This is a genomic window from Nocardioides sp. WS12 (genome assembly GCF_014108865.1).
In the GTDB taxonomy this organism is placed as follows: domain Bacteria; phylum Actinomycetota; class Actinomycetes; order Propionibacteriales; family Nocardioidaceae; genus Nocardioides.
On record NZ_CP053928.1, the window covers coordinates 35,062 to 60,535 of the forward strand.

Sequence of the window (25,474 nt, forward strand, 5' to 3'; positions counted from 1 at the left end):
CGCTCGAAGCAGAGCGATCTGCGCCACACCCGCCGCCTGACGAGGTCGGCGGGTACGGACGCGCGCCCACGAGTTCCTTGACAAAACCGGGGTCAATGTATGCAACATAGTGTTGCGCTAACAGAGTGCATGCTCCCGATTTCGATGACGAGAACGGAACTGAACCATGACTGCCACCGCCGATCGCACCGCCGACATCGCCTCCGACACCGCGGGGCTGAGCTTCCAGGACACCCTCCAGGTCCTGTCCGAGGCCTCGGTGCACCAGCACTTCGATGCATTCCTCGACATCGCGTGGGACAGCCCCGAGTTCGAGATGATCCCCAACGACGTGCGCTGGGTGCTCCCGGAGATCGACGCGCTGGGCCAGACCGAGTGGTACAAGTCGCTGTCCGTCGAGCGGCAGATCGAGGTCGGTCAGTACCGCCTCTCCAACATCATGAAGGTCGGCCTGCAGTTCGAGCAGGTGCTGATCGGCGGCGTGATGAGCCACCTCATCGGCATGGGGAACAACCGTCCCGAGTTCCGCTACTCCACGCACGAAGTGACCGAGGAGTGCCACCACACCCAGATGTTCCAGGAGGCCGTCAACCGGATCGGTGTCGACGTCCAGGGCGGGCCGAAGTGGTTCGTCAAGGTCGCCCCGTTCCTGTGCCTGGCCGGCGGACCGCTGACCAACATCTTCTTCATCGGCATCCTCGCCGGCGAGGAGCCGATCGACTACCTGCAGAAGTCGGTGCTGCGCTCGGGCCACGACCTGCACCCGATCGTCACCCGGGTGATGCAGATCCACGTCGCCGAGGAAGCGCGCCACATCGGCTTCGCCCACGCCTACCTCGTCGAACGCTCCAAGGACTACGGCCCCGTCCAGCGCGCCGCGCTCTCGCTCGTCTACCCCATCGTGATGCGCGTGCTGTGCGACGTGATCATGAAGCCGACCCGCCAGATGCAGAAGGACCTCGACATCCCGAAGCACGTCATGCGTGAGGTCTACTGGAAGAGCCCGGAGTCGAAGAAGCTGTTGCGCGACACGTTCGGTGACGTGCGCATGCTGGCTGACGAGCTCGGCCTGATGAACCCCGTCTCGCGCCGACTCTGGCGTCTCCTGGGCATCGCCGGCCCCTCGTCGCGATTCCGCAGCGAGCCCAAGTCCGCTGCCGTCTGAGTTGACCCCACTGTCATGGCCTACGTCGTCACGCAGTCCTGCTGCGCCGACGCCTCGTGCGTCGTCGCCTGCCCGGTCAACTGCATCCACCCCGCACCGGGCGAGCCCGGTTTCGGCACCTCCGAGATGGTCTACATCGACGCGAACTCCTGCGTCGGCTGCGGAGCCTGCGCGACGGCCTGCCCGGTCGGCGCCATGGTCCCCGATGCTGCACTGACCACCAAGCAGCTGCCGTTCATCGACCTCAACGCGGCCTACTACGACGCGTTCCCGCACGCCGACCGGACGCCCCTGGCCCTGGTGCCGCCGCAGCGACGGCTCACCCGTCGAGGCCCGTTCCGGGTGGCGGTGATCGGCGCCGGCCCGGCCGGTCTCTACACGGCCGACGAGCTGCTCAAGCACCCCGAGATCGAGGGCGTCGACGTCTACGATCGCCTCCGGACGCCGTACGGCCTGGTCCGGCACGGGGTCGCACCCGATCACGCCTCGACCAAGCAGGTCACCCGACTCTTCGAGGCGATCGAGCGGCAGCCGCGCTTCCGCTACTTCCTCGGCGCCGAGGTCGGCACCGAAGGCGTGACGCTCGCCGACCTGCGAGCGGGCTACCACGCCGTCGTCTACGCGGTCGGTGCTTCCGCTGACCGCAACCTCGACATCCCCGGCGAAGACCTCGCCGGCTCGCTCGCGGCGACCGCGGTCGTGGGTTGGTACAACGGCCACCCGGACCAGCGCGACCTCGACGTGCCGCTCGCCCACGAGCGGGCGGTCGTCGTCGGCAACGGCAACGTCGCGCTCGACGTGGCGCGCATCCTCAGCCGCCCGTTGACCGTCCTCGAACGCACCGATCTCGCGCCCGGGGCGCTCGCGCAGCTCGCCACGAGCGGGGTGCGGGAGGTCGTCGTACTCGGTCGCCGCGGCCCGGCGCAGGCAGCGTTCACCGTGCCCGAACTGATCGGCCTGTCCGGTCTCGACGACGTCGACGTCCTCGTCGATGCCGACGCGTCGCTGCTCACCGGTGACGACCAGCGCAGCAAGCTCCTGCGCGAGCTCGCCGAACGGACGCCGTCGGCCGACCCCGGGCGCCGCCGGATCGTGCTCGCGTTCACCGCTTCCCCGATCGAGATCCTCGGCGAGGACGGCCGGGTCACCGGCGTCCGCGTCGCCCGCAACGACCTCGTCCCGACCGCGGACGGCGACGTCCGCGCCCGAGCCACCGACGACATCCGCACCATCGAGACCGGTCTGGTGATCCGCTCCGTCGGCCATCGCGGTCTCCCCGTCGCCGACCTCCCCTTCGACGACAGCACCGCCACGATCCCCAACGACGGTGGTCGCGTCGAGCCCGGCGTGTACGTCGTCGGCTGGATCAAGCGCGGCCCGAACGGCTTCATCGGCACCAACAAGACCTGCGCCCAGGAGACCGTGGAGGCGATCCTCGACGACCTCGATGCCGGTCTCCCCGAGCCGACCGGGTCGGCGCGCCGTGCGGCCGAACTGGTCCGCGCGGTCCACCCCGACGCGTCCGACCTCACCGGCTGGCAGCGTCTCGACGCCGCCGAGCGGGAACAGGGCGCGCGTATCGGTCGCCCCCGGGCGAAGATTGTCGACCCCGACGCGCAGCAAGCGGTCTCCGCGACACGTGTCGACACGGCGCGTGGCCGTGGCCTCCGACGGCGTACGGTGTCGTGACGCCGTGCTGATCCGAGGAGGTTCCGTCATGGGAGCGCCGAGGGGCGATGCCACTGACGGTCGCAAGCGACGCTGGCAGGAGCACAACGCCGCGCGCCGCCAGGCGATCATCGACGCCGCACTGACGGTGCTCACCCGCGACGTCGCGCCGGGCGAAGAACTCAACGTGCAGCAGATCGCCGATGAGGCAGGCGTGCACCGGACCGTGCTGTACCGGTACTTCGAGGACCGCACCGATCTCGACCTCGCCATCCAGCGCGAAGTGTGCACGCTGGCGACCGGGCCGCTCCTGGCCGCGGTGACCCTCGAGGGCACTCCCCGCGAGATCGTCCACCGGATCGTCGGCGCCTACGTCGACTGGGCCGTCACGAACATGGCGCTGATGCGCTTCGCCGAACGCGAGGTCGCGGGAGCGCCGTCCAAGCCACTCGACGACGCGATCACCCAATTCGCCGCCATGGTCGAGGAGGTGATCGGCGCGTTCATCGAGATCCTCGGTGTCGAGATGTCCGACGACGACCGCGACTCCCTCACGCCCTGGGTCTTCCTGCTCGTCGGCGGCGGCATGGCCGCCGTGCGCAGCTGGACCGCCCGTGCCGAACTCCGCCCCGCCGTTCCCGAATTCACCGCACTGCTCGCCGAGGTCACCTGGCTCCAGGTCGAGGGCCTCGCGAAGACGCGTTCCATCGAGTTGCCCGACCTCCCCGTCGAGGAACTCCTGAACCTGAAGGACAGCCCATGACCGACCACGTCGACGTACTCATCGTCGGAGCCGGCCTTTCCGGCATCGATGCGGCCTACCACGTGAACAAGGCCTTCCCGGACAAGTCGTACGCAGTCCTCGAGATGCGCGGCGCCCTCGGCGGCACCTGGGACCTGTTCCGCTACCCCGGCATCCGCTCGGACTCCGACATGCACACCCTGGGCTTCGGCTGGAAGCCGTGGAAGGGCACGAAGGCGATCGTCGACGGCCCGGACATCCTCGCCTACCTCCAGGAGGCGGCGGCCGAGAACGGCATCGACGAGCACATCCGCTACCACCACAAGGTCGTGCACGCGGAGTTCTCCACCGCCGACGCCCGCTGGACGGTGAGCATCGAGCGCACCGACACCGGCGAGACCACCGAGGTCACCGCCGACTTCCTCTGGTCGGCGTCCGGCTACTACAACTACGACGCCGGTTTCACCCCTGAGTTCGCGGGGCGTGAGGACTTCGAGGGCCAGGTGGTCCACCCCCAGCAGTGGCCGGAGGACCTCGACTACCAGGGCAAGCGCGTCGTGGTCATCGGCTCCGGCGCCACCGCCGTCACGCTGATCCCGGCCCTGGCCAACTCCGGCGCCGGGCACGTCACGATGCTGCAGCGCACGCCGACGTACATCATCAGCCAGCCGACGCACGACCACGTGTCGGCGCAGATGTACAAGCGCCTGCCCGACATGGTCGCGAAGAAGCTCATCCGCACCCGCTACCTCACCAGCCGGATCGCGTTCTACGAGTTCTGCCAGGCCCGGCCGACCGAGTCGCGGGCGCTCCTGCGCAAGCTCCTCGAGCGCCAGTTGCCCAAGGGCGTCGACTTCGACGAGCACTTCCGGCCGCCGTACGACCCGTGGGACCAGCGCCTGTGCGCCGTCCCCGGTGGCGACCTGTTCAAGGCGCTGCGCCAGCACACCGTCGACATCGTGACCGACCACATCGAGCGGTTCACCCCGAAGGGCATCCTGCTGAAGTCCGGCCAGGAACTCGAGGCGGACATCATCGTCACGGCCACCGGTCTCAACCTGAGCCTGTTCGGCGGGGCCACCTTGGCGGTCGACGGCGCCTTCGTGAAGCCCTCGGACAGCATGGTCTACAAGGGCCTGATGCTCAGCGACGTCCCCAACTTCGCGTTCATCATGGGCTACACGAACGCGTCCTGGACCCTCAAGGCCGACCTCGTGTGCGAGTACGTCGTCAAGCTCCTGCGCCACATGGACAAGACCAGCACCCGCACCGTGGTCCCGAACCGCGACCCGTCCATTGCCGAGGAGCCCTTCCTGGACTTCCAGGCCGGCTACGTCATGCGGGTGATCGACGCGATGCCCAAGCAGGGCTCGACCTACCCGTGGCGGATGAAGATGAACTACTTCCAGGACGTGCTGGCGTTCCGCAAGCCCGTGGCCGACGAGGCCCTGGAGTTCTCGGCCTGACGGTGGTGCAGGAATACCCGCTGAAGCGGGTATTCCTGCACTTCCTGACTGTTGCAACGGCCAAGGAGTGCCGGTTTCCCCGCTGAAGCGGGTATTCCTGCACCTCGTCGCGCTACCTCAGACCGGTGCCGGCATCGACCGGGCGATGATCTCCTTCATGATCTCGCTCGTGCCGGCGTAGATCTGGGAGACCCGGAGGTCGGCCCAGGCGCGGGCGATGGGGTACTCGGTCATGTAGCCGTAGCCACCGTGCAGTTGCAGGCACTTGTCGGCGACCTTCTGTGCGCGCTCGGAGCACCAGAGCTTCGCCATCGCCACGGTCGGGATGTCGAGCTGCTTCTCGAGGTGCAAGGTGATGCACTCGTCGACGAACGACCGCGCGACCCGGGCCTCGGTCGCGACCTCGGCCATCTTGAACTTGGTGTTCTGGAAGCCCCAGATCGGCCGGTTGAACGCGTGCCGGTCGTGGACGTAGCGCAGCGTCTCGTCGAAGCAGAACTCCATCGCAGCGACGTTGGAGACGGCGACGATCAGGCGCTCCTGCGGCAACTGCTCCATCAGCTGGATGAAGCCCTGGCCCTCCTCGGTACCGAGGAGGTTCGTGACCGGGATCCGTACGTCGACGAAGCTGAGCTCCGACGTGTCCTGGCCCTTCATTCCGATCTTGTCGAGCACCCGTCCGCGCGAGAAGCCCGGGGTGTCGGTCGGCACGATGACCAGCGAGATGCCGGCAGCGGACTCCTCCGGGTTCGTCTTCACGACCGTGATGACGACATCGGCCTGGGCGCCGTTGGTGATGAAGGTCTTGGACCCGTTGACGACGTACTCGTCGCCCTCACGGATCGCCTTGGCCTTGATGCTCTGCAGGTCCGAGCCGGTGCCGGGTTCGGTCATCGCGATGGCACCGACGACCTCGCCGCTGGCCATCTTCGGCAGCCACTCGAGCTTCTGCTCCTCGGTGCCGTAGTTGAGGATGTAGTGCGCCACGATGCCGTTGTGGAGCGAGACGCCCCAGGAGCTGTCGCCGGCCCGGGCCTGCTCCTCGACCAGGATCGCCTCGTGCGCGAAGGTGCCGCCACCGCCGCCGTACTCCTCGGGAACCGAGAGGCACAGGAGGCCGACCTCGCCGGCCTTGTTCCACAGCTCGCGGTCGACCTGCTTGTTCTCGATGAACCGGTCGACGTTCGGCTTGACCTCCTTCTCGCAGAAGGTGCGCGCGAGGGCGCGGAAGTCATCGAGGTCGGTGTCCATCCAGAGCGAACGACGCTGGGGCATGGGAGTTTCCTTCTTTGCAGTGGTGGGTGGAGCGGAAAGCAGAACGATCAGCCGACGACGCCGGCCGCGCGGAGTTCCGCGACCAGGCCGGTCGCGTAGCCGAGCTCGGCGAGGAGTGCATCGGTGTGGGCACCCAGCCGAGGCGCCGGCTCCGGGGTGGGCGGGATGCTGCGGGAGAACCGCGGCGCCGGGGCCGGCTGGACGCGTCCGTCGATCTCGACGAAGCTCTGGCGGGCCCGGTTGTGCGGGTGATCGGGTGCCTCGCTCGGCGACAGCACGGGCGTGACACAGGCGTCGACCCCGTCGAACACCTCGGCCCACTCGTCGCGGCTCTTCGTGAGGAACACGCCCTGGAAGGCCGCGCGAAGCTTGCCCGCCTGGTCCAGGTCGAACGGCGAGGGAAGGTCCTCGTCAGTGAGTCCGAGCCGGGCCAGCAGTTCGGCATAGAACTGCGGCTCGAGCGCCCCGACGGCGACGTACTTGCCGTCGCTGCAGACGTAGGTGTCGTAGAACGCGGCGCCGGAGTCGAGGAAGTTGGTGCCCCGCTCGGGCATCCACAGGCCGGTCGACGCCATCGCGTGCACGAAGGTGGTGAGCAGCGCCGCGCCTTCGACCATCGAGGCGTCGACGACCTGGCCCTTGCCGGAGAACTCCCGCTCACGCAGTGCAGCCAGCAGGCCGATCACGAGGAGAAAGCCACCTCCGGCGAAGTCGGCAACCAGGTTCAACGGCGGCAGCGGCCGCTCCCCCGCCCGGCCGATCGGCTCGAGCGCGCCGGCGAGGGCGACGTAGTTGATGTCGTGCCCGGCGGCCTGGGCCATCGGACCGTGCTGGCCGTAGCCGGTGAGCCGGCCGTAGACCAGCCGGGGATTCCAGCCCTGGCAGTCCTTCGGTCCCACGCCCAGCCGCTCGGCGACACCGGGGCGGAAGCCCTCGACCAGGATGTCTGCGTCGTCGACGAGGCCGCGGACGATGTCGACGCCGCGGGGGTCCTTGAGGTCCACGGCGATCGAGCGCTGACCGCGGTCGAAGTAACCCGACGGTACGGCGAGCGCGTCGCCGCCGCCCGCGCGGTCGACCCGGATCACGTCGGCACCGAGGTCGGCCAGCACCATGCAGGCGAACGGTGCCGGCGCGAGGCTGGTGAGCTCGACGACCTTGAGTCCGTCGAGAGGACCGGCGCTCACTGCGCATCCCTGGGAAGCCCGAGCATCCGCTCGCCGATGACGTTGAGCTGGACCTCGGTCGTGCCGCCGTAGATCGTGGTGGCGCGGCCGGCGATGAGCTGCTCGATGGCGTGGTCACTGGGCTGGCCGGGGACGGCGACCGTGCCGGCGACACCGAGCTCGGCAACGATGAACTCGGCGATCTTCTGACTGATGCCCATGGCCAGCAGCTTCCCGGCGCTGGACGTCGTACTGACGTCGACGCCGGCAAGTTGCTTGAGCACGACGCGGGCGCTGATGACATCGATCGCCTGGCTCTCGGCGAGCAGCCCGCCGAGGTGGTAGCGGGCGATGGTGCCGAGCTCGCGGCCACGAGCAAACTTCAGCAGGTCACCGTCGTTGGCGTAGGCCTCCATCTTCTGGCTCAGCGCCACCCGTTCGCCGGCGAGGGTCGTACGGGCGACCTCCCACCCGTGGTCGACCTCGCCGACGACGTTCTCATCGGGGATGAAGACGTCATCGAGGAACACCTCGTTGAACAGGGCGGATCCGGTCATCTCCCGCAATGGGCGTACGTCGACGCCCTCGCTCGACATGTCCAGCACGAAATAGGTGATGCCCTCGTGCTTCGGCGCATCGGGGTTGGTGCGGGCGATCAACATCGCCCAGTCGGAGAACTGGGCGACGGTGGTCCAGATCTTCTGGCCGGTCACCCTCCAGCCACCATCGACCTTGACCGCCTTCGTCGCGATCGAGGCCAGGTCGGAACCGGCCCCGGGCTCGCTGAACAGCTGGCACCACACGACCTCGCCGCGCAGGGTCGGGACCACCAGGTCCTGGCGCTGCTGCTCGGTGCCGTGCGGCACGATCGCACCGACCGCCCAGGTGCCCATGAGCAACTGCGGCAGATTGATGCCGGCGTGCTTGATCTCCTGCATGATGACGATCTGCTCGAGAGGCCCGGCGGCCCGGCCGTACGGCTTCGCCAGGTGCGGCTGCACCCAGCCGCCGTCGCCGAGGGCGACCAGCAGCTCGTCCTCGTCCGTGATGGCGGCAATGGTCGCCAACTCGGCGCGGATGGCGGGACGGATCGTCTCCGCCTCCTGCGGCAGCTCGATCTCCAACGCCCGGCCGACGCCGGCCAGCGCCAGGTCGGCGAGCCGCAGTGCGTGCTCCTCGCGGCCACCGAGCACGCCGCGGAGGGCGAGCGCACGGCGGTAGTAGAGGTGGGCATCGTGCTCCCACGTGAACCCGATGCCGCCATGCACCTGGATGCAATCCTGAGTCACCTGCACCGCGACGTCCGGTACGACGACCGCCGCGACCGTCCCGGCATAGTCGGCGTTGTCATCGCCCTTGTCGATCGCGACCGCTGCGTCCCAGACCGCGGCACGCGCCTGCTCGAGCGCGATGCCCATCCGGGCGCACAGGTGCTTGACGCCCTGGAACTGGCCGATGGGACGGCCGAACTGGACCCGGATCTTCGCGTACTCCGCGGCCGTCGCGACGGCCCAGGCCATCACGCCGGCGGCCTCCGCGCCGAGGATGACGGCGGCGATCGAGCGGGCCCGCTCGGCAGCCAGGGCAGAGAGGACGTGCTCGGCGTCGACCGTCAGACCGTCCGCGGTGACCCGTGCGGAACCGCGCACCACGTCGATGCTGTCCTGACGGGCGATCTTCACCGCCGCGGCAGCGACCACGATCCACAGGGTGGAGCCGTCACGTGTCACCGGCAGGACCAGGTGGTCGGCATGCTCGCCGCCGAGCACGCCCTCCCACGTCCCCGACACCGTCCACGCGCCGTCAGCGCCCACCGCCGCCGGGACACCGGAGGCGTCCAGTGCCACGGCAGCGGTCGTCGTACCGTCGATCAGGGCAGGCAACAGCTCGACGGCCTGCTTGCCGCCGTCGGCCTGGATGAGGGCCGAGGCCAGCACCGTCGGCACGAACGGCCCGGGGGCAGCGTGGCGACCCAGCGCCTCGAGGGCCACCGCGAGCGTCAGCAGTCCGCCGCCCGCGCCACCCGACTCCTCGGCGACGTGCAGGCCGAGGAGGTCGTAGTCGACGAGCGCCGACCAGAACGCGGGGAACTTCTCCTCGCCACCGGCGTCGATGTCCTTGCGGACCACCGCGGCCGGGATGACCGAAGCAGCGAGGTCGGCGACCGCACTGGCGAGGTCGACGTGTTCGTCGATGAGACCGAGGCCCAGTTCGTAGGTCTGACGTGTCATGGCGTCCGTCTCCCTCAGAGTCGATCGGCGAGGTCGGCGATGGTCCACGGACCGTCGCTCTCGATGGTGGTGACGTCGTGCCAACCCGCGAGCTCGGAGATGCCGCCGCCCTGGACGGCGTACACCTTTCCGGTGAGCTTGCAGTCCGGCGCCACGAGCCGGGCGACGAGCGGCGAGATGTTCGACGGCGCAAAGGCGTCGAACTCGCCCTCGGGCACCTCGGCCGCGAACAGTGCGCCCATGCCGGGCGTCGCGAGGGTCAGCCGGGTACGGGCGATCGGTGCGATCGCATTGACCCGGACGCCGTAGCGCTCGAGCTCGTCTGCCGCGACCAGGGTCAGCGCGGCGATGCCGGCCTTGGCGGCGCCGTAGTTGGCCTGGCCGGCGTTCGGCATGAACGTGCCCGACGCCGACGCGGTGTTGACGACCGCCGCGTTGATCTCGGCACCTGCCTTGCTCTGCGCCTTCCAGTACGCCGCCGCGTGGTGCAGCGGCGCGGCGTGGCCCTTGAGGTGCACGGTGATGACGGAGTCCCACTGCTCCTCGGTCATCGAGGGGAGGAACGCGTCACGCAGGATGCCGGCGTTGTTGACCAGGATGTCCAGACCACCGAACTCGTCGATCGCCTGCTGCACCAGGGCTTCCGCGCCGGACCACGACGCGACGTTGTCGGTGTTGGCGACCGCGCGGCCGCCGGCCGCACGGATCTCGTCGGCGACCTCCTGGGCGGGCCCGGCGTCAGCGCCGCTGCCCTCGTTGGAGCCGCCGAGGTCGTTGACCACGACAGCCGCGCCTTCGCTTGCGAGGAGGAGGGCGTGCTCGCGGCCGATGCCGCGACCGGCGCCGGTGATGATGGCGACGCGTCCGTCAAGAGTTCCCATGTCGTGTAGTCCTTTGATCGGTGGTTGAGGTGCGAGTGCAGCGAGCCTCGAAACCCGGTGTCAGTCGGTGAGGACGGCGAGGCCGTCGCGGATGACCAGGTCGCTGTCGACGGTGGTCTGGAAGCCGTACGCCGTGGTGCCGGCGTCGACCGTCGGGTCATCGAGACGCCAGAAGCTGGTGGTGATGTCCTGACCGGGCAGCACCGGCCGGGCGAACCGGACGGCGAGCCGCTTGAGGCGTCGTACGTCGCCATCGGCGAGCTCCGTCAGGGCAGCCCAGGAGGTGAACGCCATGGTGCACAGGCCGTGGTTGATGATCCCGGGGAGGCCGGACATCTGGGCGATCTCCTCGTCGAGGTGGATCGGCATCGGGTCACCGGACGCGGGCGAGTAGCGGAAGGTCTGGTCGTCGTCGACGTGCTGGGTGACGACGACGTCCGGAGCGGCTGCCGTGACCGACTCGGCCAGTCCGTGGCCGGGCGCCTGCTCCCCGACGGTTCCGCCGGAGTCGACGCCCCGGAAGAATGCCGAGAGCCACTGCTCGTTGACCAGCTCGCCATCGGCGTCGCGGGTCTCGGCGTACACCGTGACGGTGGAGCCGGTGCTGAGCGCAGCGTACCCGGTCGCGCGGGCACGACAGGTGAGCACGTCTCCTGGCCGGATCGGCCGGTGGAAGTGGAAGTCCTGCTCACCGTGGACCAGCTTCATCAGCAACTCCACCGGAGCCACGCCGAGCGCGGCCGGAGCGAGCGAGAAGAAGGTCGGCACCACCGCGAACACCGGCGGGGCCAACTCACCCCGGAGATGTGCCTCGATGGGGTCGTTGGTCGCCGCGGCGTACTCCGCGATCCGCTCGGCAGTGACCTCGAAGACCTGGTCCTCGGTCCACTCGCCCAGCCCGGAGTCCTCGAAGGTCACTGCCGTCGTCATCGTTTCGTCGTCCGTTCAGGCCGCGACGAGTTCGGCGAAGGTCGCCAGCGACTTCTCGAGGTCGCCCTGCGCGTTCTTCGCGACGGCCTTGCCGATCGGGCCGACGATCATCGCGCCGTTGAAGTCGGCGTCGATGGTGGCCGTCGAGCCGCTGTCGGCCGGAGCCACGGACAGGACGAACTTGATCTTCACGCCGGCCATCCCGAGGCCCTCGATGGTGACGGTGTTCGGTGCCTCGAGCTCGGTGATGGTCCACTCGATCTTGTTGGCCATGCCCATGACCGAGACGACCTCGGTCACCTGGGTGCCGACGGTGATCTGGGCGGGGAGCTCGCTCTTCCAGTTCTGGTGGATGGAGAGCCACTTCTCCCACTCGGCGAGGTTGGACAGGTTGTCCCACGCGGTCTGCGGGTCGACGGGAAGGTTCTGGGTGACGGAAACGCTGGCCATGGTTGTTCTCCTGTTGGTGGTGGTGTGACGTGTCGTGGAACGGGTGGGGTCAGGCGCGGCGGTAGGCCGTCACGACGACGGCACCACCCAGACCGATGTTGTGCTGGAGCGCGACGCCGTCCTTGCCGGCAGCCGACTCGACCTGGCGGGCGTCAGCGGTGCCCCGCAGCTGCCAGGTGAGTTCGCTGCACTGGGCCAGGCCGGTCGCGCCGAGGGGGTGGCCCTTGGAGATCAGACCGCCGGACGGGTTGACGACCCAGCGGCCGCCGTACGTCGTGTCGTCGTTGTCGATGAGCTTGCCGGCGTCGCCGTCGGCGCACAGGCCGAGCGATTCGTAGGTGAGCAGCTCGTTGGCGGAGAAGCAGTCGTGGAGCTCGATGACGTCGACGTCCTCGGCGCTGATCCCGGCCTGCTCGTAGACCTCGTTGGCCGCCCGGCGCGACATCTCCTTGCCGACCAGCGACTGGGCCGACTTGTCGGTAAAGGTGCCCTCCATGTCGGTGACCATCGACTGGCCGATGATCTCCACGGCCTGGTCGCCGAGTCCGTGCTTGTCGACGAACGCCTCACTCGCGAGGATCACCGCGCCCGAGCCGTCCGAGGTCGGCGAGCACTGCAGCTTGGTCAGCGGTCCGTAGACCTGGCGCGACGCGAGGATCTCCTCGAGCGTGTAGACGTCCTGGAACTGGGCGTAGGGGTTGTTCACCGAGTGTCGGTGGTTCTTCACCCCGACCTTCGCGAACTGCTCGGCCGTGGTGCCGTAGCGCTCCATGTGCTCGTTGCCGGCAGCGCCGAACATGTACGGCGCGGGCGGCATCGCGAACTCCTGCAGCTCGGCGAGGGCGAGCAGATGCTTCATCAGCGGCTGCTCGCGGTCGTCGTACATCGAGCCGAGCGAGCCGGGCTGCATCTTCTCGAAGCCGAGCGCGAGCGTGCAGTCGGCGAGACCGCCGCGGACCGCCTGGGTCGCGAGGTACAGCGCCGTCGATCCGGTCGAGCAGTTGTTGTTCACGTTGACGACCGGCAGTCCGGTCATGCCGAGCTCGTAGACCGCGCGCTGCCCTGCGGTCGACTCGCCGTAGACGTAGCCGACGTAGGCCTGCTGGACCTCGCGGTAGTCGATCCCCGCGTCCTCGAGCGCCTTGGTGCCCGACTCCCGCGCCATGTCGGGGTAGTCCCACTCCCGTGATCCGGGCTTCTCGAACTTCGTCATCCCGACGCCGACGACATAGACCTTGTTCGCCATCTGGCGGCTCCCTCTTTTTACTCGGACACGATGTCCGGGCAAAAGTACGTCGGACAGACTGTCCAGTCAAGAGCTCCGGCGGTAACGTTCGCCCCGTGGCGAGGACGACGGTCGATGCGAGCGCGACACCCGACGGTCGCGACACCCGCTGGGACGACCACCGCGCAGCGCGGCACGAGCGGATCCTCGCCGCGGCCATCGACGCGATCGACGCCGAGGGCGGTGCCATCGGCGTCGCCGCGATCGCCGACCGCGCCTCGGTCCCCCGCTCGGTCGTCTACCGGCTGTTCGAGAACCGCGACGACCTCGACGAACAGATCCGGGCCCGGATCATCGACACCCTGATGGCCGACCTCGCGCCCGCGCTCGACCCGACCGGCACCATCCGGGAGGCGATCAGCAGGGCCACCACGACCTACGTCGGCTGGGTGGCCGGCCATCCGCGGCTGCAGCAGTTCCTCGGCACCGGGTCAGCCACCCGTCGTCGTACCGGCTCCCGCGTCGTCACCGGCACCAGGACGGCGATCGCCCTCGGGCTCGAGACTCTCCTCGAGTCCGAGCTCGCACAACTGTCCAGCGAGCCCCCGCCGCCCGGCGCCGCCCAGAACCTGGCCTTCGGGCTCGTCGGCCTCGTCGACGGCAGCGTCAACCGGTGGGTGGCCCACCCGGAGGCGCGCAGCAGCGCCGAGGAGCTCGTCGAGTTCCTGTCCGACGCGGTGTGGAGCGTGCTGTCCTCCCACGCCGACCGGCTCGGTGTGCCGATGACGCCGGACCAGAAGCTCAGCAGCTCCTGACTACCACGCCAGCTCGTGCACGAACTCGCTGAGTTGGTTGAGGTTGCGGCACTCGATCATCCGCACGATCTCGCCGTACGTCGGCGCCGCTGAATCACCCGTCCCCCAGTTGCGTTCGTGCTCAGGGTTGAGCCAGAACGACCGCTTCACCGAGCCCGCGAGTTGCTTGAGGGTGTCCTCGTGGAGGTCGCTGTAGTTGGAGCGCGCGTCGCCGAGGATCAGCAGCGTGGTCTTCGGGCCGAGCGCGTCCGAGTGCTGCTCGGCGAACTTGGTGAAGACGCGGCCGTAGTTGGTGCGACCCCACAGCGCCGCATGGCTGGCGCTGGCAGCAAGGTCAGCGAGTACGTCGACCGGGTCGGCGCCCGGGCGGAAGTGTCCGGTGACCTCGTGGACGTGGTCGATGAACGTGAACGCCCGCATGCTCTGGAACACCTCACGCAGCGCGAACACGAACAGCAGCGTGAACTGCGCGAAGTTGGCCGTTGAGCCGCTCACGTCGCAGAGCACGACGAGGTCGGTGCGGTGCGGGCGCTTGGGCCGGTGGTGGGTGGTCATCGGTACGCCGCCGGTGGCCATCGACGCCCGCACGGTCCGACGGAAGTCGAGGGGCGCGGAGCGTGCGTGGCGGGAGTGCTGTTCCTTCGCGAGCCGGGTGGCGAGGCGTCGCGCGAGCGGGAAGATCTCCTTGCGCATCTCGTCGAGGTCGGTGCGGCGGGCGGCCATGAAGGCGAGCTGGTCGATGCTGGGGCGCACGGCCACGTCGGCGACGTGGTCGGGACCCTTCTCCTCCGCGATCCGTCGCCGGGCGTCGCCCTCGACCATCGCGGTGAACGCACCGATCCGCTGGTTGGCGACACGGCGGGCGTCGTCCTCGTCGGCGCCGTCGGCCATCAGGCCCTGGACCAGTCGGTCGATGAGTTCCTGGGGAGCAACGCGTTGCAGGGCCGTGTAGGCCGACCAGGACGAGAGCCCCGGGCCGCGACCGGGCATGGAGCCGAAGGTGCCGACCATCTCGGCCGCCATCCGCTGCAACTCCGCGGGGTCCATCTGGCCGGCTTCGAGCATCTCGGCCAGCCGGTCGCGGAAGCTGAGCAGGGCCTCACCGTTGTCGCGGACGGGGCCGCCCTCGCCCTGCTCCCCCTCGCCGGCCCCTTCGCCGTCGATCGAGGCGGTCCCAGCGCCGTCGCCGACCATGCCGGGGAAGTAGACGTCGAAGAGCGCGTCGAACGTCGTACGTTGCGACTGCTTCTTGACCATGGTCGCGGCGAACGCGTCCCGCACGGTGTCGCGACTCGTCCAGTGCAGTGCCGACAACGCAGCGACTGCATCGAGGTCCTCGGCCAGCGACACGGACAGGCCGGCACCACGGAGCGCCTCGACGAACGCCAGGTGGCGGTCGAGGAGTCCGGAACGGTCGGCGCGGTCGGTGCTCATGGTGGTCAGGCCCGCTTGAGCTTGAGTTCCTTGACGGCCCGGTCGTGGTCGGACTGGTGCTTGAGCACCGCGCCCAGGGTGTCGAGGATCGCGGCCTGGTCGAGGTCGCGGATCTCGAGGGCGATCAGCGTGCGCGCCCAGTCAACGGACTCGGCGATGGACGGCGCCTTCTTGAGCTCCAGCTCGCGCATCCGGGCGACGGTGGCGACGAGTTGCTCGGCGATCCGGTCGTCCAGGTCCGGCACCTGCTGTTGCAGGATCTCCCGCTCCCGCGCGGCATCCGGGTAGTCGAGGTGGAGGTAGAGGCAACGCCGCTTGACCGCCTCGGACAGCTCCCGGCTCGCGTTCGACGTGAGTACGACGAACGGCCGGCGCGTGGCGGCCACGGTGCCGAGCTCGGGGATGGTCACCTGGAAGTCGCTGAGCACTTCGAGGAGCAGGCCCTCGACCTCGATGTCAGTCTTGTCGACCTCGTCGATCAGCAGCACCGTCGGTTCGTCGCGACGGATCGCGGTGAGCAGCGGCCGGGTGAGCAGGAACTCCTCGGTGAAGATGTCGTCATGCGTCGCGTTCCAGTCGCCGCCCCCGTTGCCGTTCGAGGAGTTGGCGGCCTGGATGCGCAGCAGCTGCTTCTTGTAGTTCCACTCGTAGAGCGCACGCGCCTCATCGAGTCCCTCGTAGCACTGCAGCCTCACCAGTTCGGCACCCGTGGCGCGGGACACCGCCTTGGCGAGCTCGGTCTTGCCGACACCGGCCGGACCCTCGAGCAGCAACGGCTTCTCGAGCGCGCCGGCGAGGTAGCTCGTGGTGGCTGTCGCAGCGTCGGCGAGGTAGCCGGCGGCACCGAGCCGAGTGGCCGCATCGGCCGGTGATTCGAACCAGGTCATGCGGGGTCCCCGACGGAGTGTTCGCTGGAGGAGCGAAGCGGGGGAAGCGAAGAGTCCGGTGGGGTGCTCATGCACCCCATCCTGCCGGTCTGGTGGGTGGTCTGGACATTCACGTCCCAGTGGATGTCTGTTGGATCACGCGTTCCCGGTCGTGACCCCGACCCCTCCTACTCGTTGAGATCGACAACAGACCGTCGACCAAACAGAACGCGCAGGGGGGCTCCAGATGACTGATGCAGTCCTGCCCACTCAGCGGTTCCGGGTCGTGGTCCAGGCGATCCGCTCGGCCAGTACGGCGGGCGCCCTGACCCTCCTGGTCGGCTTCGGAGCACTCAACGTGATCTCCACGCCGCAGCCGCACGAGCCGGCCGAACAGATCGGGATGCAGTCCGGTCCGCTGGACGACATGATGCAGCTCAACCGGTGCTCGTTCACCGGCTTCGACCGCGACGTGATCCCCAGCAAGGCGATCGTGCGAACCCCCGAAGGTGAGACCGAACTCGTCTCCTTCGACCGCGGCTGGGCCGTGTTCAGCGGTGACGTCGCCGGTGAGCTCGTGGCCGTGTGCCTCGGTGCACCGAAGACCACCACCACCAGCTAGGCGAACGCCTCACCCAGGAACGACAGCACCGACGGAGCGATCCGGCGCCAGTAACCGCTGTCGTGGTCGCCCAGCGCGAAGGCCCCGGCTGGCCGCTGGACGAAGCCTTCGACGTACTCCTTCGACGCCGCGTAGAACGGGTCGCCCTCGCCACAGTCGACCCGGACCGCGATGCCGTCCAGGTCTCGCTGGCGACCCATCACCGTCGTCGCATCGAAGTCGGCCCGGTCGTCGTAGGCGCCGGGAGCGGTGTCGTCGAAGTCGCGCCACAACGCAGGCGACATCGCCGCGACCGCGGGCACCCGATGGCCACCGAGGAGAGCGGCGAGCCGCAGCACGCCGAAGCCGCCCATCGACCAGCCGATCAGGCCGATCCGGCTGGTGTCGAGATCGTGGTCCTCGAGCAGGGGGAGGAACTCGTCGGTCACCATCGTGCCGGCACGATCGCCGTCAGCCCGGTCGTGCCAGTAGGACTCCCCACCATCGACGCTCGCGATGGCAAAGGGCGCTACGCCGTCCGCGACGGCTGCCGCGAGGAATCGGTCGAGGCCAAGGCGGTCGGACCGGAAGGCCGACGTGTGATCCTGACGGCGCCCGTGCAGCGCGATGACCACCGGCAGCACGCCGCTCACCCCGGGCGGACGCGAGATCGCCCACCCGACATCCCTGCCGCGGGATCCTGACCGGAACACCCCCGTCTCGAAGGCACCCACCGTGACGTCCGGTACGACGCCTTCGCCCCCGTCGCGCCCGAGGCGGTGATAGAGCCAGGCCCGCCCGGGCAGCACCTCGGACTCGATGCCCGCGAGCGCCGCGCCACCAGCGACAGCGACCCCGGTCCCGCCGAGCAGGAGCCCCCGTCGACTGATCCGTGAACCTCGTGCGTCACCCATGGCGAAGATGATGACGCGCGAGGCGCACGACCGGTTGACCGGCACGGGCACCGATCGTCAGCGGAACCCGTCGTTGTCCTCGAGATCGCCCTGCACGATGACGGTCGCTTCCTCCAGCGCCGGGCCGGCGGCCTTACCGGAGAGCGCCACCGAGACGGCCTGCGCGAACTGGCTGCTCAGGACCGCGTAGCCCGGGGTGACCGGTCGCGGCACGGCCACGCACTCCGACGTGGGCTCGTCGTTGCCGCAACTGCGGACCAACTGGTCCGCGAAGAGCGCCAACGGGCCGTCCTCGGCGTACAGGCTCGACGCCTCCAGTGCCGACGAGTTGCCCGGGACCGCACCGTTCGCATCGGCCATGCGAAGCACCTCCTCGTCCTGCAGGAGATACGTCAGGAACCCTGCTGCCGCCTGCTGTCGGTCGTCACCGCTCGCTGTCACCGTCCAGGCCCACGAGCCCTGGCCGGTCTTGCTGCCATGACCGAGGTCCGGCAGCGGCAGCACGAGCAGGTCGTCGCCGAGTGCCGCTGCATAGTCGCGATAGGTCCAGTGCCCGACCCAGGACAGAGGTGCCCGTCGGGAGACGAACGCGTCGTCCTTCTCGTTCGGGTCGACGTACGACGCCCAGCCCTGCAGCGTGGCCAGTGCACTCCGGGCGGCAGCGCCGTCCATCCGGCCGGCCGGCGAGAGCGAGTTCTGGTCGATGAGGCCACCACCGGCGGAGGCGACGAGCGGCGCGAACCCGTAGGTCAGCCACTCCCCCACGCCGTAGTTGAGCTTCACGTCCAGGACCTTGCCGTCAGCGTCCTTCTTCGCGAGCGCCGCCAGCGCAGCGCTGAACTCCTCGGCGGTCCAGGCGTCATCAACCGATGTCGGCCACTCCACTCCGGCTGCCCGCAACGCCCGGCGGTCGGCGTACAGGCCGAGACCGGAGTCGAAGGTGCCGACGGCGTAGGTCCGGCCGCCGTGCGAGCCCTGCGCCCTGAGGGAGGACAGCTGGTTGGCCAGCACCGCGTCGGGGAGCAGCCCGTCGAGAGGAAGGAGGGCGGCCTGGTGGACGTAACCAGCCAGCAACGGACCGTCGACCTCGGCGACGTCGGGCAGGTCGCCACTCGCCGCCGCCGTCTGGAGCGCGTCGTTGTAGTCACCCTCCGCGATCATCCGGAGCTCGACCTCGACGTCGTCGTGGCCTTCGTTGAACGTCGCCACCTGCTGTTCGAGCACGGTCCGTTCGGCATCGGTGCCGTCGTGGGCCCACACCTCGATGGTGACGCGTTCGGGGCCGGGGTCGGCTCCGCATCCCGCGAGCGTCACCAGCAGGCACGGCAGACCGGCCTGGAGGAACGACCGCAGGGATGTCATGCCCACAGGCTTCGGCCCGGATCCGGCTCATCTGAGGACCCGCCGGGCCGATCAACCAGACGAGACTTACGTGGAAGGGCGCCGCACATGCACAGGGTCACATCGCTGGTGACGTCGATGCTGGTAGCTGTCGCGCTCCTCGGACTTGCCGGTACGACGGCTGTTGCGCTGACCGCCATCTCCCGGGCCAACGACCGCGTGACCTCCACCCGCGCGCTGGTCTCCCAGTTCGCCCTGCTGCGCGAAGCACTGTCGGAGGAGGCGTTCGCCGAGGCCGGCTATCGGCGCTCCGGCAGCGACGAAGCGTGGCAACGGGTGGAGTCGGCGGTCGCAGCCATGCCCCTGCTGATCCAGGAGGTGCGCCAACAGGTACCCGCCAGCAACGGCATCGCCCTGTCCCAGCTCGGCGTCCTCAACGCCCGCTACGTCCGCCAACTCCGGGCCACCCGGGACTCCATGACCACGGACGCCGACGACCGCGTCGCCGGCCCCGCACTCGACGCGATGCGCTCACTCCTGGAAGCCACGATCAGCAAGCATCGCGATGCCGTCACCGAGGCGACCGTGCAACAGGCCGACCTGACCCAGCGCCTCAGCGTGTTGTTGTCGAGCGTGTTCGCCCTCGCCTTCGCCGTCCTGGTGTGGGTCTTCCGGCTCGACCATCGCGAACAACGCAGGCTCCGTCACGAATCGGCCGAGCACCGGACGCGGGCGCTCACTGACCCCCTCACCGGCCTGCCGAACCGGGCCGCCCTGCTCAGCACGATGGCAGCCGAGCTGGGCCGCCCGGACACGCAGGCAGCCCTGCTGTTCCTCGACCTCGACCGGTTCAAGCCCGTCAACGACACGTGGGGACACCACGCCGGCGACGCCGTCCTCCAGCAGGTCGCGACTCGGCTGCAGGACGCCGTACGAGAAGACGACTTCGCTGCGCGACTCGGAGGCGACGAGTTCGCGGTGTTCCTGCCCCGGGGCGGGGGAGCAGAGGCGATCGAGGCGCGCATCCTGGCTGCATTCACGACGCCCTTCGACGTGGCCGGCGAACCCTACGACCTGCGCACCTCGATCGGCATGGCACGCTCGAGCAGCGCGGAGCAGGGGCCCGACGAGCTCCTCCGACTGGCAGACGAAGCGCTGTACCGCGCCAAGCGAGCCCGTTGCCGCTGAGCCCGCCCGGCAGGACGAGGCTGCGTGCGATCACTCCTCGATGGGAGATGGAGTTTCACCGGACTCCGGCGCTGCGTCTGCGTCGGGTGTCACCGGGGCAACCGGGGCCACGGGGGCCGCTGCACCCGCGATCACGACGGCGTACGGATCGAGCTTCTCCTGGGCCTTCTGGTGTTCCTCGATCCAGGTCGCCCACTTCTCGTCCAGATCCACGCCTGCCTCTGCTGTCGCGTCATCCCAGGACGTGGCCGTGGTGCTGGTGAACGTGTACGCCGCCAGGCGTGCCTTGAGCGTGGCCTTCCACGTGTCGGCGACACCCTCGTGCCGGGCCTCGTGGGCGCGCAACGCCGTGTGTGCGGCGGTCCACTCCTTCTTGATCTTGGTCGGAGCCCACGTCGGCATGTCGACCGACTTCGCCACCGTGACGGTCGACGCCGTCACCTTGACCGTCCAGCTCTTGTCCTTCGCCTCCTTGGCGTCGAAAGTCCGCGTCATCGAGAACGCGGCCTGGGTGTGGGCGGCTTCCGGCGCGTACGGGCTGTTGGCTGCGAGCCAGGCCAGGACGGCAGTGGCATCCGAATCGGCCGCCGCGCCGACGGCGTACCGCTGGACTCCCAGGAGACCAGCCACCGCGCCGTTGCCGGCCGCGCGTTGCAGTGCCAGCACGCCCTGCGGCGTGCGACCCGGGGTCGTTTCCCGGGCGTAGGCGTCCGGTCGTTCATGTTCGGCACCGTGGTGGTGCTCGGCGAGCGCCATGAATCCGAGGGTCGCACCGAAAGCCCGGGACTTCAATGACGACCGGGTGCCCGTTCGGGCAGGCTCTCTGCACCGGGAAAACGCAGCAGACCGGGCCCTGGGACCCGGTCTGCTGACTGGCGGTGGCGGTGGGATTTGAACCCACGGTGGGTTTGACCCCACACAACATTTCGAGTGTTGCACCTTCGGCCGCTCGGACACGCCACCGCCGGAGAGGCTACCGGAGCAGGGCGGGGGTGCTGAAATCCGGCACCCCCACCGGACTCATCAGCGCTGAGCGACCCGCGGCGGGAGCTGGCGGCCGGCCACGGTCGGGGTGCTGGCGCTGCCCGTGGGGGTGTAGACCGCGGAGAGGTCGCGGGACCAGACGACGCTGCCGGTGCCGATCTCGAAGCCCACCAGTTCGATCGTGTGCGGACCTGCCGTCACCGGAACCACGGCCGTCAGGGATGCCGTGTCGCCGCCGCCCTCGGACTGGAACTCGAGGAAGCGCGCGTTGTCGATCTGCTGGCCGTCGATGTAGAGGGTGGCGACCAACGCGCCAGCGTCGACGACCTCGTCGTCGTCATTGGCGTCGAGACCACCGGTGAGCTGGAGGTAGCCCGCCGGAGTGGTGAAGGTCTTCGAGACCAGCGTGCTGCCACCGTCCTCCTCCGTTGCGACCCCGACGGGCTCGTTCTCGATGGCGCCCCACATGCGGGCCTCGTCAATCAGGTCGGCGGCCGTGACGCTGCCGTCCCTGATGTCCAGGCCCGTGACCGTGGCGTTCCTGACGTCGGCGCCGGTGAGGGTCTCGTTCCGGACATCCGTGCCCGTAAGGCTCTCGTTCGTGACGTCGATGGTGGAAACCGTGCCGTCCTTGATCTGCTTGCCGGTGATCAGGGCACCGGCGACGGCACCTCCGGTGCTGCCGAGCAGGAGCAGGACGACGAGCAGCGCGAGGCCGAGGGGGGTGGTCGCGCCGAAGCGGCGGGTGCGGGGGGTGGACAACAAGGGCTCCTCAGGTAGGTACAAAGAACTCGCCAACCTAGGGGGCGCGAAGAGCACTGTCCGGCGTTTCGATGAACTCCCACCAAGATCACATCGCAACGTGGTTGCAACGTTGGCCGGGCATCCTCAGGACGACGAGACGCTGGTCACACGGGGGACGACGATGTCTACTGGATTCATGACGGATACCGAGCCCACTCAGATGCGGGCTGAGGTCGCCGCATCCTGGGAGCGCTCGGCGGCCGCCGGCGTCGACATCACCCAACTCGAAGCGCCGATCGCGTTGGAGACCCCGGACCTGCGCGGCCTGCGCGAGGCCCACCCGCTCGCGCGCGTGTTCCCGCTGCTCGACGACGTCCTCGGCAACGAAGTCCGCGACTGCGGCGCCGTGATGGCGCTCGCCGACCACGAAGGCACCCTGCTCTGGGTCTGCGGTACGCCGGACAAACTCCGCCAGGCGGAAGGGATCGGCTTCGTCGAGGGCAGCAACTGGGACGAGCGGCTCGCCGGCACCAACGCCCCCGGCCTCGCGCTGGCCACCGGCCGCGACGCGTTCATCACCCGCGACGAGCACTTCCGCTCCTCGGTGCGCTCGTGGAGCTGTGCCGCGACACCGATCCACGACCCGTTCACCAGCCAGATCCTGGGTGTCCTCGACGTGACCGGGGGCGACGCGATCGTCGTACCCCAGACCATGGCCATGGTCCGCGCCGCAGCGCGCATGGCCGAGGCCGAACTCGCCCGCCTCCTTCCCCCGCCTCCGACCCCGGACCGCGCGACCGGCCTGCGCCTGGTGCTCGAACTGCTCGGCCACAACGAAGCGCTGATCACCATCGACAACGGCCAGGGCAAGGTCAGCCGGCTCCGGTTGTCGCGCCGCCACAGCGAGATCGTCGCCTTGCTGGCGGCTTATCCCGGCGGCCTCACCGGCGATGAGCTCGCGGTCATGCTCTACGAGGAGGACGGCGGTACGTCGACGCTGCGCGCCGAGCTCAACCGACTCCGTGGTCTGCTGGGCGAGGACCTCCTCGCCTCCCGTCCGTATCGGCTCACCGCTCCCCTCGCCGGAGACTGGCTCGCCGTCGAGGCCCAACTCGCGGCCGGCGACCTCCGCTCCGCGATGCGCGGGTACGGCGGCCCGATCCTGCCGCGCTCGACGGCACCCGGCGTCGTACGACTGCGCGACGGGCTCGCCGCGTCGCTGCGCCAGGGGTTGCTCCGATCGCGCGCAGCAGAACTGATGTCGGCCTGGACCCGCTCGGGCTGGGGTCGCGATGACTACGACATGTGGCTCGCGCAGCGGGCCGTCGTGGCGCCGACGTCGCCGATGTTCGCCCTTGTCGAGGGGCAGCTCGCCCGCCTCGACCGCGACCTCGCGTAAGCGCAACCAGCCTGCAACGTTCCTCTTCGTAACGTCGTGACCACCGTCACACAACGGCCCACCGACGACACCCTGGAGGACGCCATGACCGTCTATGCAGCACCCGGACAACCCGACTCGCTCGTCACTGTCGAGTCCCGCTACGGCCACTTCATCGGTGGCGAGTGGGTCGACCCGATCAAGGGCGACTACTTCGAGAACATCTCCCCGGTCAACGGCAAGCCGTTCACCGAGATCGCCCGCGGCACGGCCGAGGACATCGACGCGGCGCTCGACGCCGCCCACGCCGCTGCTCCCGCCTGGGGCGCCACGTCCCCGGCCGAGCGGGCGAACGTCCTCAACAAGATCGCCGACCGCATCGAGGAGAACCTCCTCCAGCTCGCCGTCGCGGAGACCTGGGACAACGGCAAGGCGGTCCGCGAGACCATCAACGCCGACCTGCCCCTGGCCGTGGACCACTTCCGCTACTTCGCCGGGTGCATCCGGGCGCAGGAGGGCGGCATCTCCGAGATCGACGCCGACACCTACGCGTACCACTTCCACGAGCCGCTCGGCGTCGTCGGCCAGATCATCCCGTGGAACTTCCCGATCCTGATGGCCGTGTGGAAGCTCGCCCCCGCGCTCGCCGCGGGCAACGCCGTCGTACTCAAGCCTGCCGAGCAGACCCCGTGGTCGATCCTCAAGTTGATGGAGGTCATCGGCGACCTGCTGCCGGCCGGCGTCCTCAACATCGTCAACGGCTTCGGCGTCGAGGCCGGCAAGCCGCTGGCATCGAGCCCGCGCATCGCGAAGATCGCCTTCACCGGCGAGACCACCACGGGCCGGCTGATCATGCAGTACGCCAGCCAGAACATCATTCCGGTGACGCTGGAACTTGGCGGCAAGAGCCCGAACGTCTTCTTCGACTCCGTGAACGCTGAGAAGGACGCCTTCTACAACAAGGCGCTCGAAGGCTTCACGATGTTCGCCCTCAACCAGGGCGAGGTCTGCACCTGCCCGTCCCGTGCGCTCGTGCAGCGCAGCATGTACGACACGTTCGTGCCGGACGCCATCGAACGGGTCCGCGCCATCAAGCTGGGTAACCCGCTCGACGACACCACCATGATGGGTGCGCAGGCCTCCAACGACCAGCTCGAGAAGATCCTGTCCTACATCGACATCGGCAAGCAGGAAGGCGCCAAGGTCCTCATCGGTGGCGAGCGCGCCGTCCTCGAGGGCGACCTCGCTGGCGGCTATTACGTGCAGCCCACCGTGTTCGAGGGCGACAACTCGATGCGGATCTTCCAGGAGGAGATCTTCGGACCGGTCGTCTCGCTCACCAGCTTCGACGACGAGGCCGATGCCCTCAAGATCGCCAACGACACGCTCTACGGCCTCGGTGCCGGCGTCTGGTCGCGCGACGGGTCCCAGGCATTCCGCGCCGGCAAGGAGATCCAGGCCGGCCGCGTGTGGACGAACAACTACCACGCGTACCCGGCGCACGCGGCCTTCGGCGGCTACAAGCAGTCCGGCATCGGTCGCGAGAACCACAAGATGATGCTCGACCACTACCAGCAGACCAAGAACCTGCTCGTGTCCTACAGCCCGGACGCACTCGGCTTCTTCTGATGGATCGTGTGGCTGTCACCGGTGAGGCGGCGGAGTTGCTCCGCCGCCTCACCGAGGCCAACGGGCCGGTCATGTTCCACCAGTCCGGCGGCTGCTGCGACGGGTCGTCGCCGATGTGCTTTCCCGACGGCGACTTCATCCTGAGCGATGCGGACGTCCACCTCGGCGATCTCGACATCGAGCTCGAACGCCAGGTGCCGGTGTGGATGTCGAAGGCGCAGTTCGAGTACTGGTCGCACACCCACCTGACCATCGACGTCGTTCCCGGCCGGGGTGCGGGCTTCTCCCTCGAGGCGCCGTACGGCGTCCGGTTTCTGATCCGCTCGCGGTTGTTCACCGACGAGGAGTCGACGTCGCTCACGCCCACGGAGGCAGGGTGAT

General features: G+C 69.0%; 23 protein-coding genes and 1 tRNA gene. 10 read left to right on the forward strand and 14 right to left on the reverse strand.

Annotated elements, in window-relative coordinates; all coding sequences use genetic code 11:
* Positions 1 to 166 precede the first annotated feature (166 nt).
* The 4 genes from HRC28_RS00175 to HRC28_RS00190 are packed head-to-tail and all read left to right on the forward strand — an operon-like array spanning position 167 to position 5,041.
* Positions 167 to 1,165, forward strand: a complete 999-nt coding sequence (locus HRC28_RS00175; RefSeq protein ID WP_182378083.1) for a diiron oxygenase — start codon at positions 167 to 169, stop codon at positions 1,163 to 1,165.
* Positions 1,166 to 1,180: 15 nt separating this feature from the next.
* Positions 1,181 to 2,854, forward strand: a complete 1,674-nt coding sequence (locus HRC28_RS00180) for an FAD-dependent oxidoreductase (RefSeq protein ID WP_182378084.1) — start codon at positions 1,181 to 1,183, stop codon at positions 2,852 to 2,854.
* Positions 2,855 to 2,882: 28 nt separating this feature from the next.
* Positions 2,883 to 3,596, forward strand: coding sequence for a TetR/AcrR family transcriptional regulator (locus HRC28_RS00185; protein WP_182378085.1), 714 nt, complete (start codon positions 2,883 to 2,885; stop codon positions 3,594 to 3,596).
* Complete coding sequence (locus tag HRC28_RS00190) at positions 3,593 to 5,041, forward strand: NAD(P)/FAD-dependent oxidoreductase (RefSeq protein WP_182378086.1); 1,449 nt, start codon at positions 3,593 to 3,595, stop codon at positions 5,039 to 5,041. Before HRC28_RS00185 ends, HRC28_RS00190 begins: the two co-directional genes overlap by 4 nt.
* Positions 5,042 to 5,158: 117 nt before the next feature.
* Here the strand turns inward: HRC28_RS00190 and HRC28_RS00195 are convergent, their stop codons facing one another.
* Genes HRC28_RS00195 through HRC28_RS00225 form a run of 7 tightly spaced genes read right to left on the reverse strand, consistent with a single transcriptional unit; the run spans position 5,159 to position 13,220 of the window.
* On the reverse strand, positions 5,159 to 6,316 hold the full coding sequence (locus tag HRC28_RS00195) for an acyl-CoA dehydrogenase family protein (protein WP_182378087.1): 1,158 nt from the start codon (positions 6,314 to 6,316) through the stop codon (positions 5,159 to 5,161).
* 47 nt (positions 6,317 to 6,363) lie between these two features.
* On the reverse strand, positions 6,364 to 7,503 hold the full coding sequence (locus HRC28_RS00200; protein ID WP_182378088.1) for a CaiB/BaiF CoA-transferase family protein: 1,140 nt from the start codon (positions 7,501 to 7,503) through the stop codon (positions 6,364 to 6,366).
* Positions 7,500 to 9,713: an acyl-CoA dehydrogenase gene (locus HRC28_RS00205; RefSeq protein ID WP_182378089.1), complete on the reverse strand. Its 2,214-nt coding sequence runs from the start codon at positions 9,711 to 9,713 to the stop codon at positions 7,500 to 7,502. The genes HRC28_RS00200 and HRC28_RS00205 overlap by 4 nt, the downstream gene beginning before the upstream one ends.
* 14 nt (positions 9,714 to 9,727) lie before the next feature.
* Positions 9,728 to 10,594 carry an SDR family oxidoreductase gene (locus HRC28_RS00210; protein ID WP_182378090.1) on the reverse strand — a complete coding sequence of 289 codons (867 nt, stop codon included), beginning with the start codon at positions 10,592 to 10,594 and terminating at the stop codon, positions 9,728 to 9,730.
* Positions 10,595 to 10,654: 60 nt separating this feature from the next.
* Positions 10,655 to 11,524, reverse strand: a complete 870-nt coding sequence (locus HRC28_RS00215; RefSeq protein WP_182378091.1) for a MaoC/PaaZ C-terminal domain-containing protein — start codon at positions 11,522 to 11,524, stop codon at positions 10,655 to 10,657.
* A gap of 15 nt (positions 11,525 to 11,539) precedes the next feature.
* Positions 11,540 to 11,974 (reverse strand): SRPBCC family protein, encoded by a 435-nt coding sequence (locus HRC28_RS00220; protein WP_182378092.1) that lies wholly within the window; start codon positions 11,972 to 11,974, stop codon positions 11,540 to 11,542.
* A 49-nt stretch (positions 11,975 to 12,023) separates the two neighbouring features.
* Complete coding sequence (locus HRC28_RS00225) at positions 12,024 to 13,220, reverse strand: lipid-transfer protein (RefSeq protein ID WP_182378093.1); 1,197 nt, start codon at positions 13,218 to 13,220, stop codon at positions 12,024 to 12,026.
* Positions 13,221 to 13,315: 95 nt separating this feature from the next.
* Between HRC28_RS00225 and HRC28_RS00230 the strand changes: the two genes are divergently transcribed.
* Positions 13,316 to 14,014, forward strand: coding sequence for a TetR/AcrR family transcriptional regulator (locus HRC28_RS00230; protein WP_182378094.1), 699 nt, complete (start codon positions 13,316 to 13,318; stop codon positions 14,012 to 14,014).
* Here HRC28_RS00230 and HRC28_RS00235 read toward each other — a convergent pair whose 3' ends face one another.
* Positions 14,015 to 15,448, reverse strand: a complete 1,434-nt coding sequence (locus HRC28_RS00235; RefSeq protein ID WP_182378095.1) for a VWA domain-containing protein — start codon at positions 15,446 to 15,448, stop codon at positions 14,015 to 14,017.
* A gap of 5 nt (positions 15,449 to 15,453) precedes the next feature.
* Positions 15,454 to 16,335, reverse strand: coding sequence for a MoxR family ATPase (locus HRC28_RS00240; protein WP_182378096.1), 882 nt, complete (start codon positions 16,333 to 16,335; stop codon positions 15,454 to 15,456).
* Positions 16,336 to 16,561: 226 nt separating this feature from the next.
* On the opposite strand from HRC28_RS00240, the gene HRC28_RS00245 reads away from it, so the two are divergent.
* A complete protein-coding gene (locus HRC28_RS00245; protein WP_182378097.1) occupies positions 16,562 to 16,936 on the forward strand; it encodes a hypothetical protein in 375 nt (124 codons plus the stop codon).
* Here HRC28_RS00245 and HRC28_RS00250 read toward each other — a convergent pair.
* Together HRC28_RS00250 and HRC28_RS00255 are read right to left on the reverse strand one after the other, a co-directional pair.
* On the reverse strand, positions 16,933 to 17,829 hold the full coding sequence (locus HRC28_RS00250) for an alpha/beta hydrolase-fold protein (protein WP_182378098.1): 897 nt from the start codon (positions 17,827 to 17,829) through the stop codon (positions 16,933 to 16,935). The genes HRC28_RS00245 and HRC28_RS00250 overlap by 4 nt on opposite strands.
* 57 nt (positions 17,830 to 17,886) lie before the next feature.
* The gene (locus tag HRC28_RS00255; RefSeq protein ID WP_182378099.1) at positions 17,887 to 19,191 is read right to left on the reverse strand and encodes an extracellular solute-binding protein; all 1,305 of its coding nucleotides are present in this window, start codon (positions 19,189 to 19,191) and stop codon (positions 17,887 to 17,889) included.
* Positions 19,192 to 19,278: 87 nt separating this feature from the next.
* On the opposite strand from HRC28_RS00255, the gene HRC28_RS25520 reads away from it, so the two are divergent.
* Complete coding sequence (locus tag HRC28_RS25520) at positions 19,279 to 20,358, forward strand: GGDEF domain-containing protein (RefSeq protein ID WP_182378100.1); 1,080 nt, start codon at positions 19,279 to 19,281, stop codon at positions 20,356 to 20,358.
* Between the two features lie 30 nt (positions 20,359 to 20,388).
* Here the strand turns inward: HRC28_RS25520 and HRC28_RS00265 are convergent, their stop codons facing one another.
* The 3 genes from HRC28_RS00265 to HRC28_RS00275 form a co-directional block, all read right to left on the reverse strand.
* On the reverse strand, positions 20,389 to 21,114 hold the full coding sequence (locus HRC28_RS00265; RefSeq protein ID WP_182378101.1) for a DUF922 domain-containing protein: 726 nt from the start codon (positions 21,112 to 21,114) through the stop codon (positions 20,389 to 20,391).
* Between the two features lie 117 nt (positions 21,115 to 21,231).
* A tRNA-Ser gene (locus HRC28_RS00270) sits at positions 21,232 to 21,321 on the reverse strand.
* A gap of 60 nt (positions 21,322 to 21,381) precedes the next feature.
* Positions 21,382 to 22,104: a hypothetical protein gene (locus HRC28_RS00275; protein WP_182378102.1), complete on the reverse strand. Its 723-nt coding sequence runs from the start codon at positions 22,102 to 22,104 to the stop codon at positions 21,382 to 21,384.
* A gap of 178 nt (positions 22,105 to 22,282) precedes the next feature.
* On the opposite strand from HRC28_RS00275, the gene HRC28_RS00280 reads away from it, so the two are divergent.
* The 3 genes from HRC28_RS00280 (at position 22,283) to HRC28_RS00290 (ending at position 25,473) form a co-directional block, all read left to right on the forward strand.
* The gene (locus HRC28_RS00280; RefSeq protein WP_182378103.1) at positions 22,283 to 23,485 is read left to right on the forward strand and encodes a GAF domain-containing protein; all 1,203 of its coding nucleotides are present in this window, start codon (positions 22,283 to 22,285) and stop codon (positions 23,483 to 23,485) included.
* 84 nt (positions 23,486 to 23,569) lie between these two features.
* Entirely contained in the window at positions 23,570 to 25,093 is a 1,524-nt protein-coding gene (locus HRC28_RS00285) for an aldehyde dehydrogenase family protein (RefSeq protein WP_182380383.1), read from the forward strand.
* A complete protein-coding gene (locus HRC28_RS00290; protein WP_182378104.1) occupies positions 25,093 to 25,473 on the forward strand; it encodes a DUF779 domain-containing protein in 381 nt (126 codons plus the stop codon). Before HRC28_RS00285 ends, HRC28_RS00290 begins: the two co-directional genes overlap by 1 nt.
* Position 25,474 lies beyond the last annotated feature (1 nt).

Coding starts and splice junctions, on each gene's coding strand:
- HRC28_RS00220 (WP_182378092.1), bottom strand. CDS start 11,974: ATGGCCAGCGTTTCCGTCACCCAGAACCTTCCCGTCGACCCGCAGACC.
- HRC28_RS00245 (WP_182378097.1), top strand. CDS start 16,562: ATGACTGATGCAGTCCTGCCCACTCAGCGGTTCCGGGTCGTGGTCCAG.
- HRC28_RS00240 (WP_182378096.1), bottom strand. CDS start 16,335: ATGACCTGGTTCGAATCACCGGCCGATGCGGCCACTCGGCTCGGTGCC.
- HRC28_RS00225 (WP_182378093.1), bottom strand. CDS start 13,220: ATGGCGAACAAGGTCTATGTCGTCGGCGTCGGGATGACGAAGTTCGAG.
- HRC28_RS00235 (WP_182378095.1), bottom strand. CDS start 15,448: ATGAGCACCGACCGCGCCGACCGTTCCGGACTCCTCGACCGCCACCTG.
- HRC28_RS00195 (WP_182378087.1), bottom strand. CDS start 6,316: ATGCCCCAGCGTCGTTCGCTCTGGATGGACACCGACCTCGATGACTTC.
- HRC28_RS00205 (WP_182378089.1), bottom strand. CDS start 9,713: ATGACACGTCAGACCTACGAACTGGGCCTCGGTCTCATCGACGAACAC.
- HRC28_RS00290 (WP_182378104.1), top strand. CDS start 25,093: ATGGATCGTGTGGCTGTCACCGGTGAGGCGGCGGAGTTGCTCCGCCGC.
- HRC28_RS00285 (WP_182380383.1), top strand. CDS start 23,570: ATGACCGTCTATGCAGCACCCGGACAACCCGACTCGCTCGTCACTGTC.
- HRC28_RS25520 (WP_182378100.1), top strand. CDS start 19,279: ATGCACAGGGTCACATCGCTGGTGACGTCGATGCTGGTAGCTGTCGCG.
- HRC28_RS00185 (WP_182378085.1), top strand. CDS start 2,883: ATGGGAGCGCCGAGGGGCGATGCCACTGACGGTCGCAAGCGACGCTGG.
- HRC28_RS00175 (WP_182378083.1), top strand. CDS start 167: ATGACTGCCACCGCCGATCGCACCGCCGACATCGCCTCCGACACCGCG.
- HRC28_RS00250 (WP_182378098.1), bottom strand. CDS start 17,829: ATGGGTGACGCACGAGGTTCACGGATCAGTCGACGGGGGCTCCTGCTC.
- HRC28_RS00215 (WP_182378091.1), bottom strand. CDS start 11,524: ATGACGACGGCAGTGACCTTCGAGGACTCCGGGCTGGGCGAGTGGACC.
- HRC28_RS00180 (WP_182378084.1), top strand. CDS start 1,181: ATGGCCTACGTCGTCACGCAGTCCTGCTGCGCCGACGCCTCGTGCGTC.
- HRC28_RS00265 (WP_182378101.1), bottom strand. CDS start 21,114: ATGGCGCTCGCCGAGCACCACCACGGTGCCGAACATGAACGACCGGAC.
- HRC28_RS00190 (WP_182378086.1), top strand. CDS start 3,593: ATGACCGACCACGTCGACGTACTCATCGTCGGAGCCGGCCTTTCCGGC.
- HRC28_RS00210 (WP_182378090.1), bottom strand. CDS start 10,594: ATGGGAACTCTTGACGGACGCGTCGCCATCATCACCGGCGCCGGTCGC.
- HRC28_RS00255 (WP_182378099.1), bottom strand. CDS start 19,191: ATGACATCCCTGCGGTCGTTCCTCCAGGCCGGTCTGCCGTGCCTGCTG.
- HRC28_RS00280 (WP_182378103.1), top strand. CDS start 22,283: ATGACGGATACCGAGCCCACTCAGATGCGGGCTGAGGTCGCCGCATCC.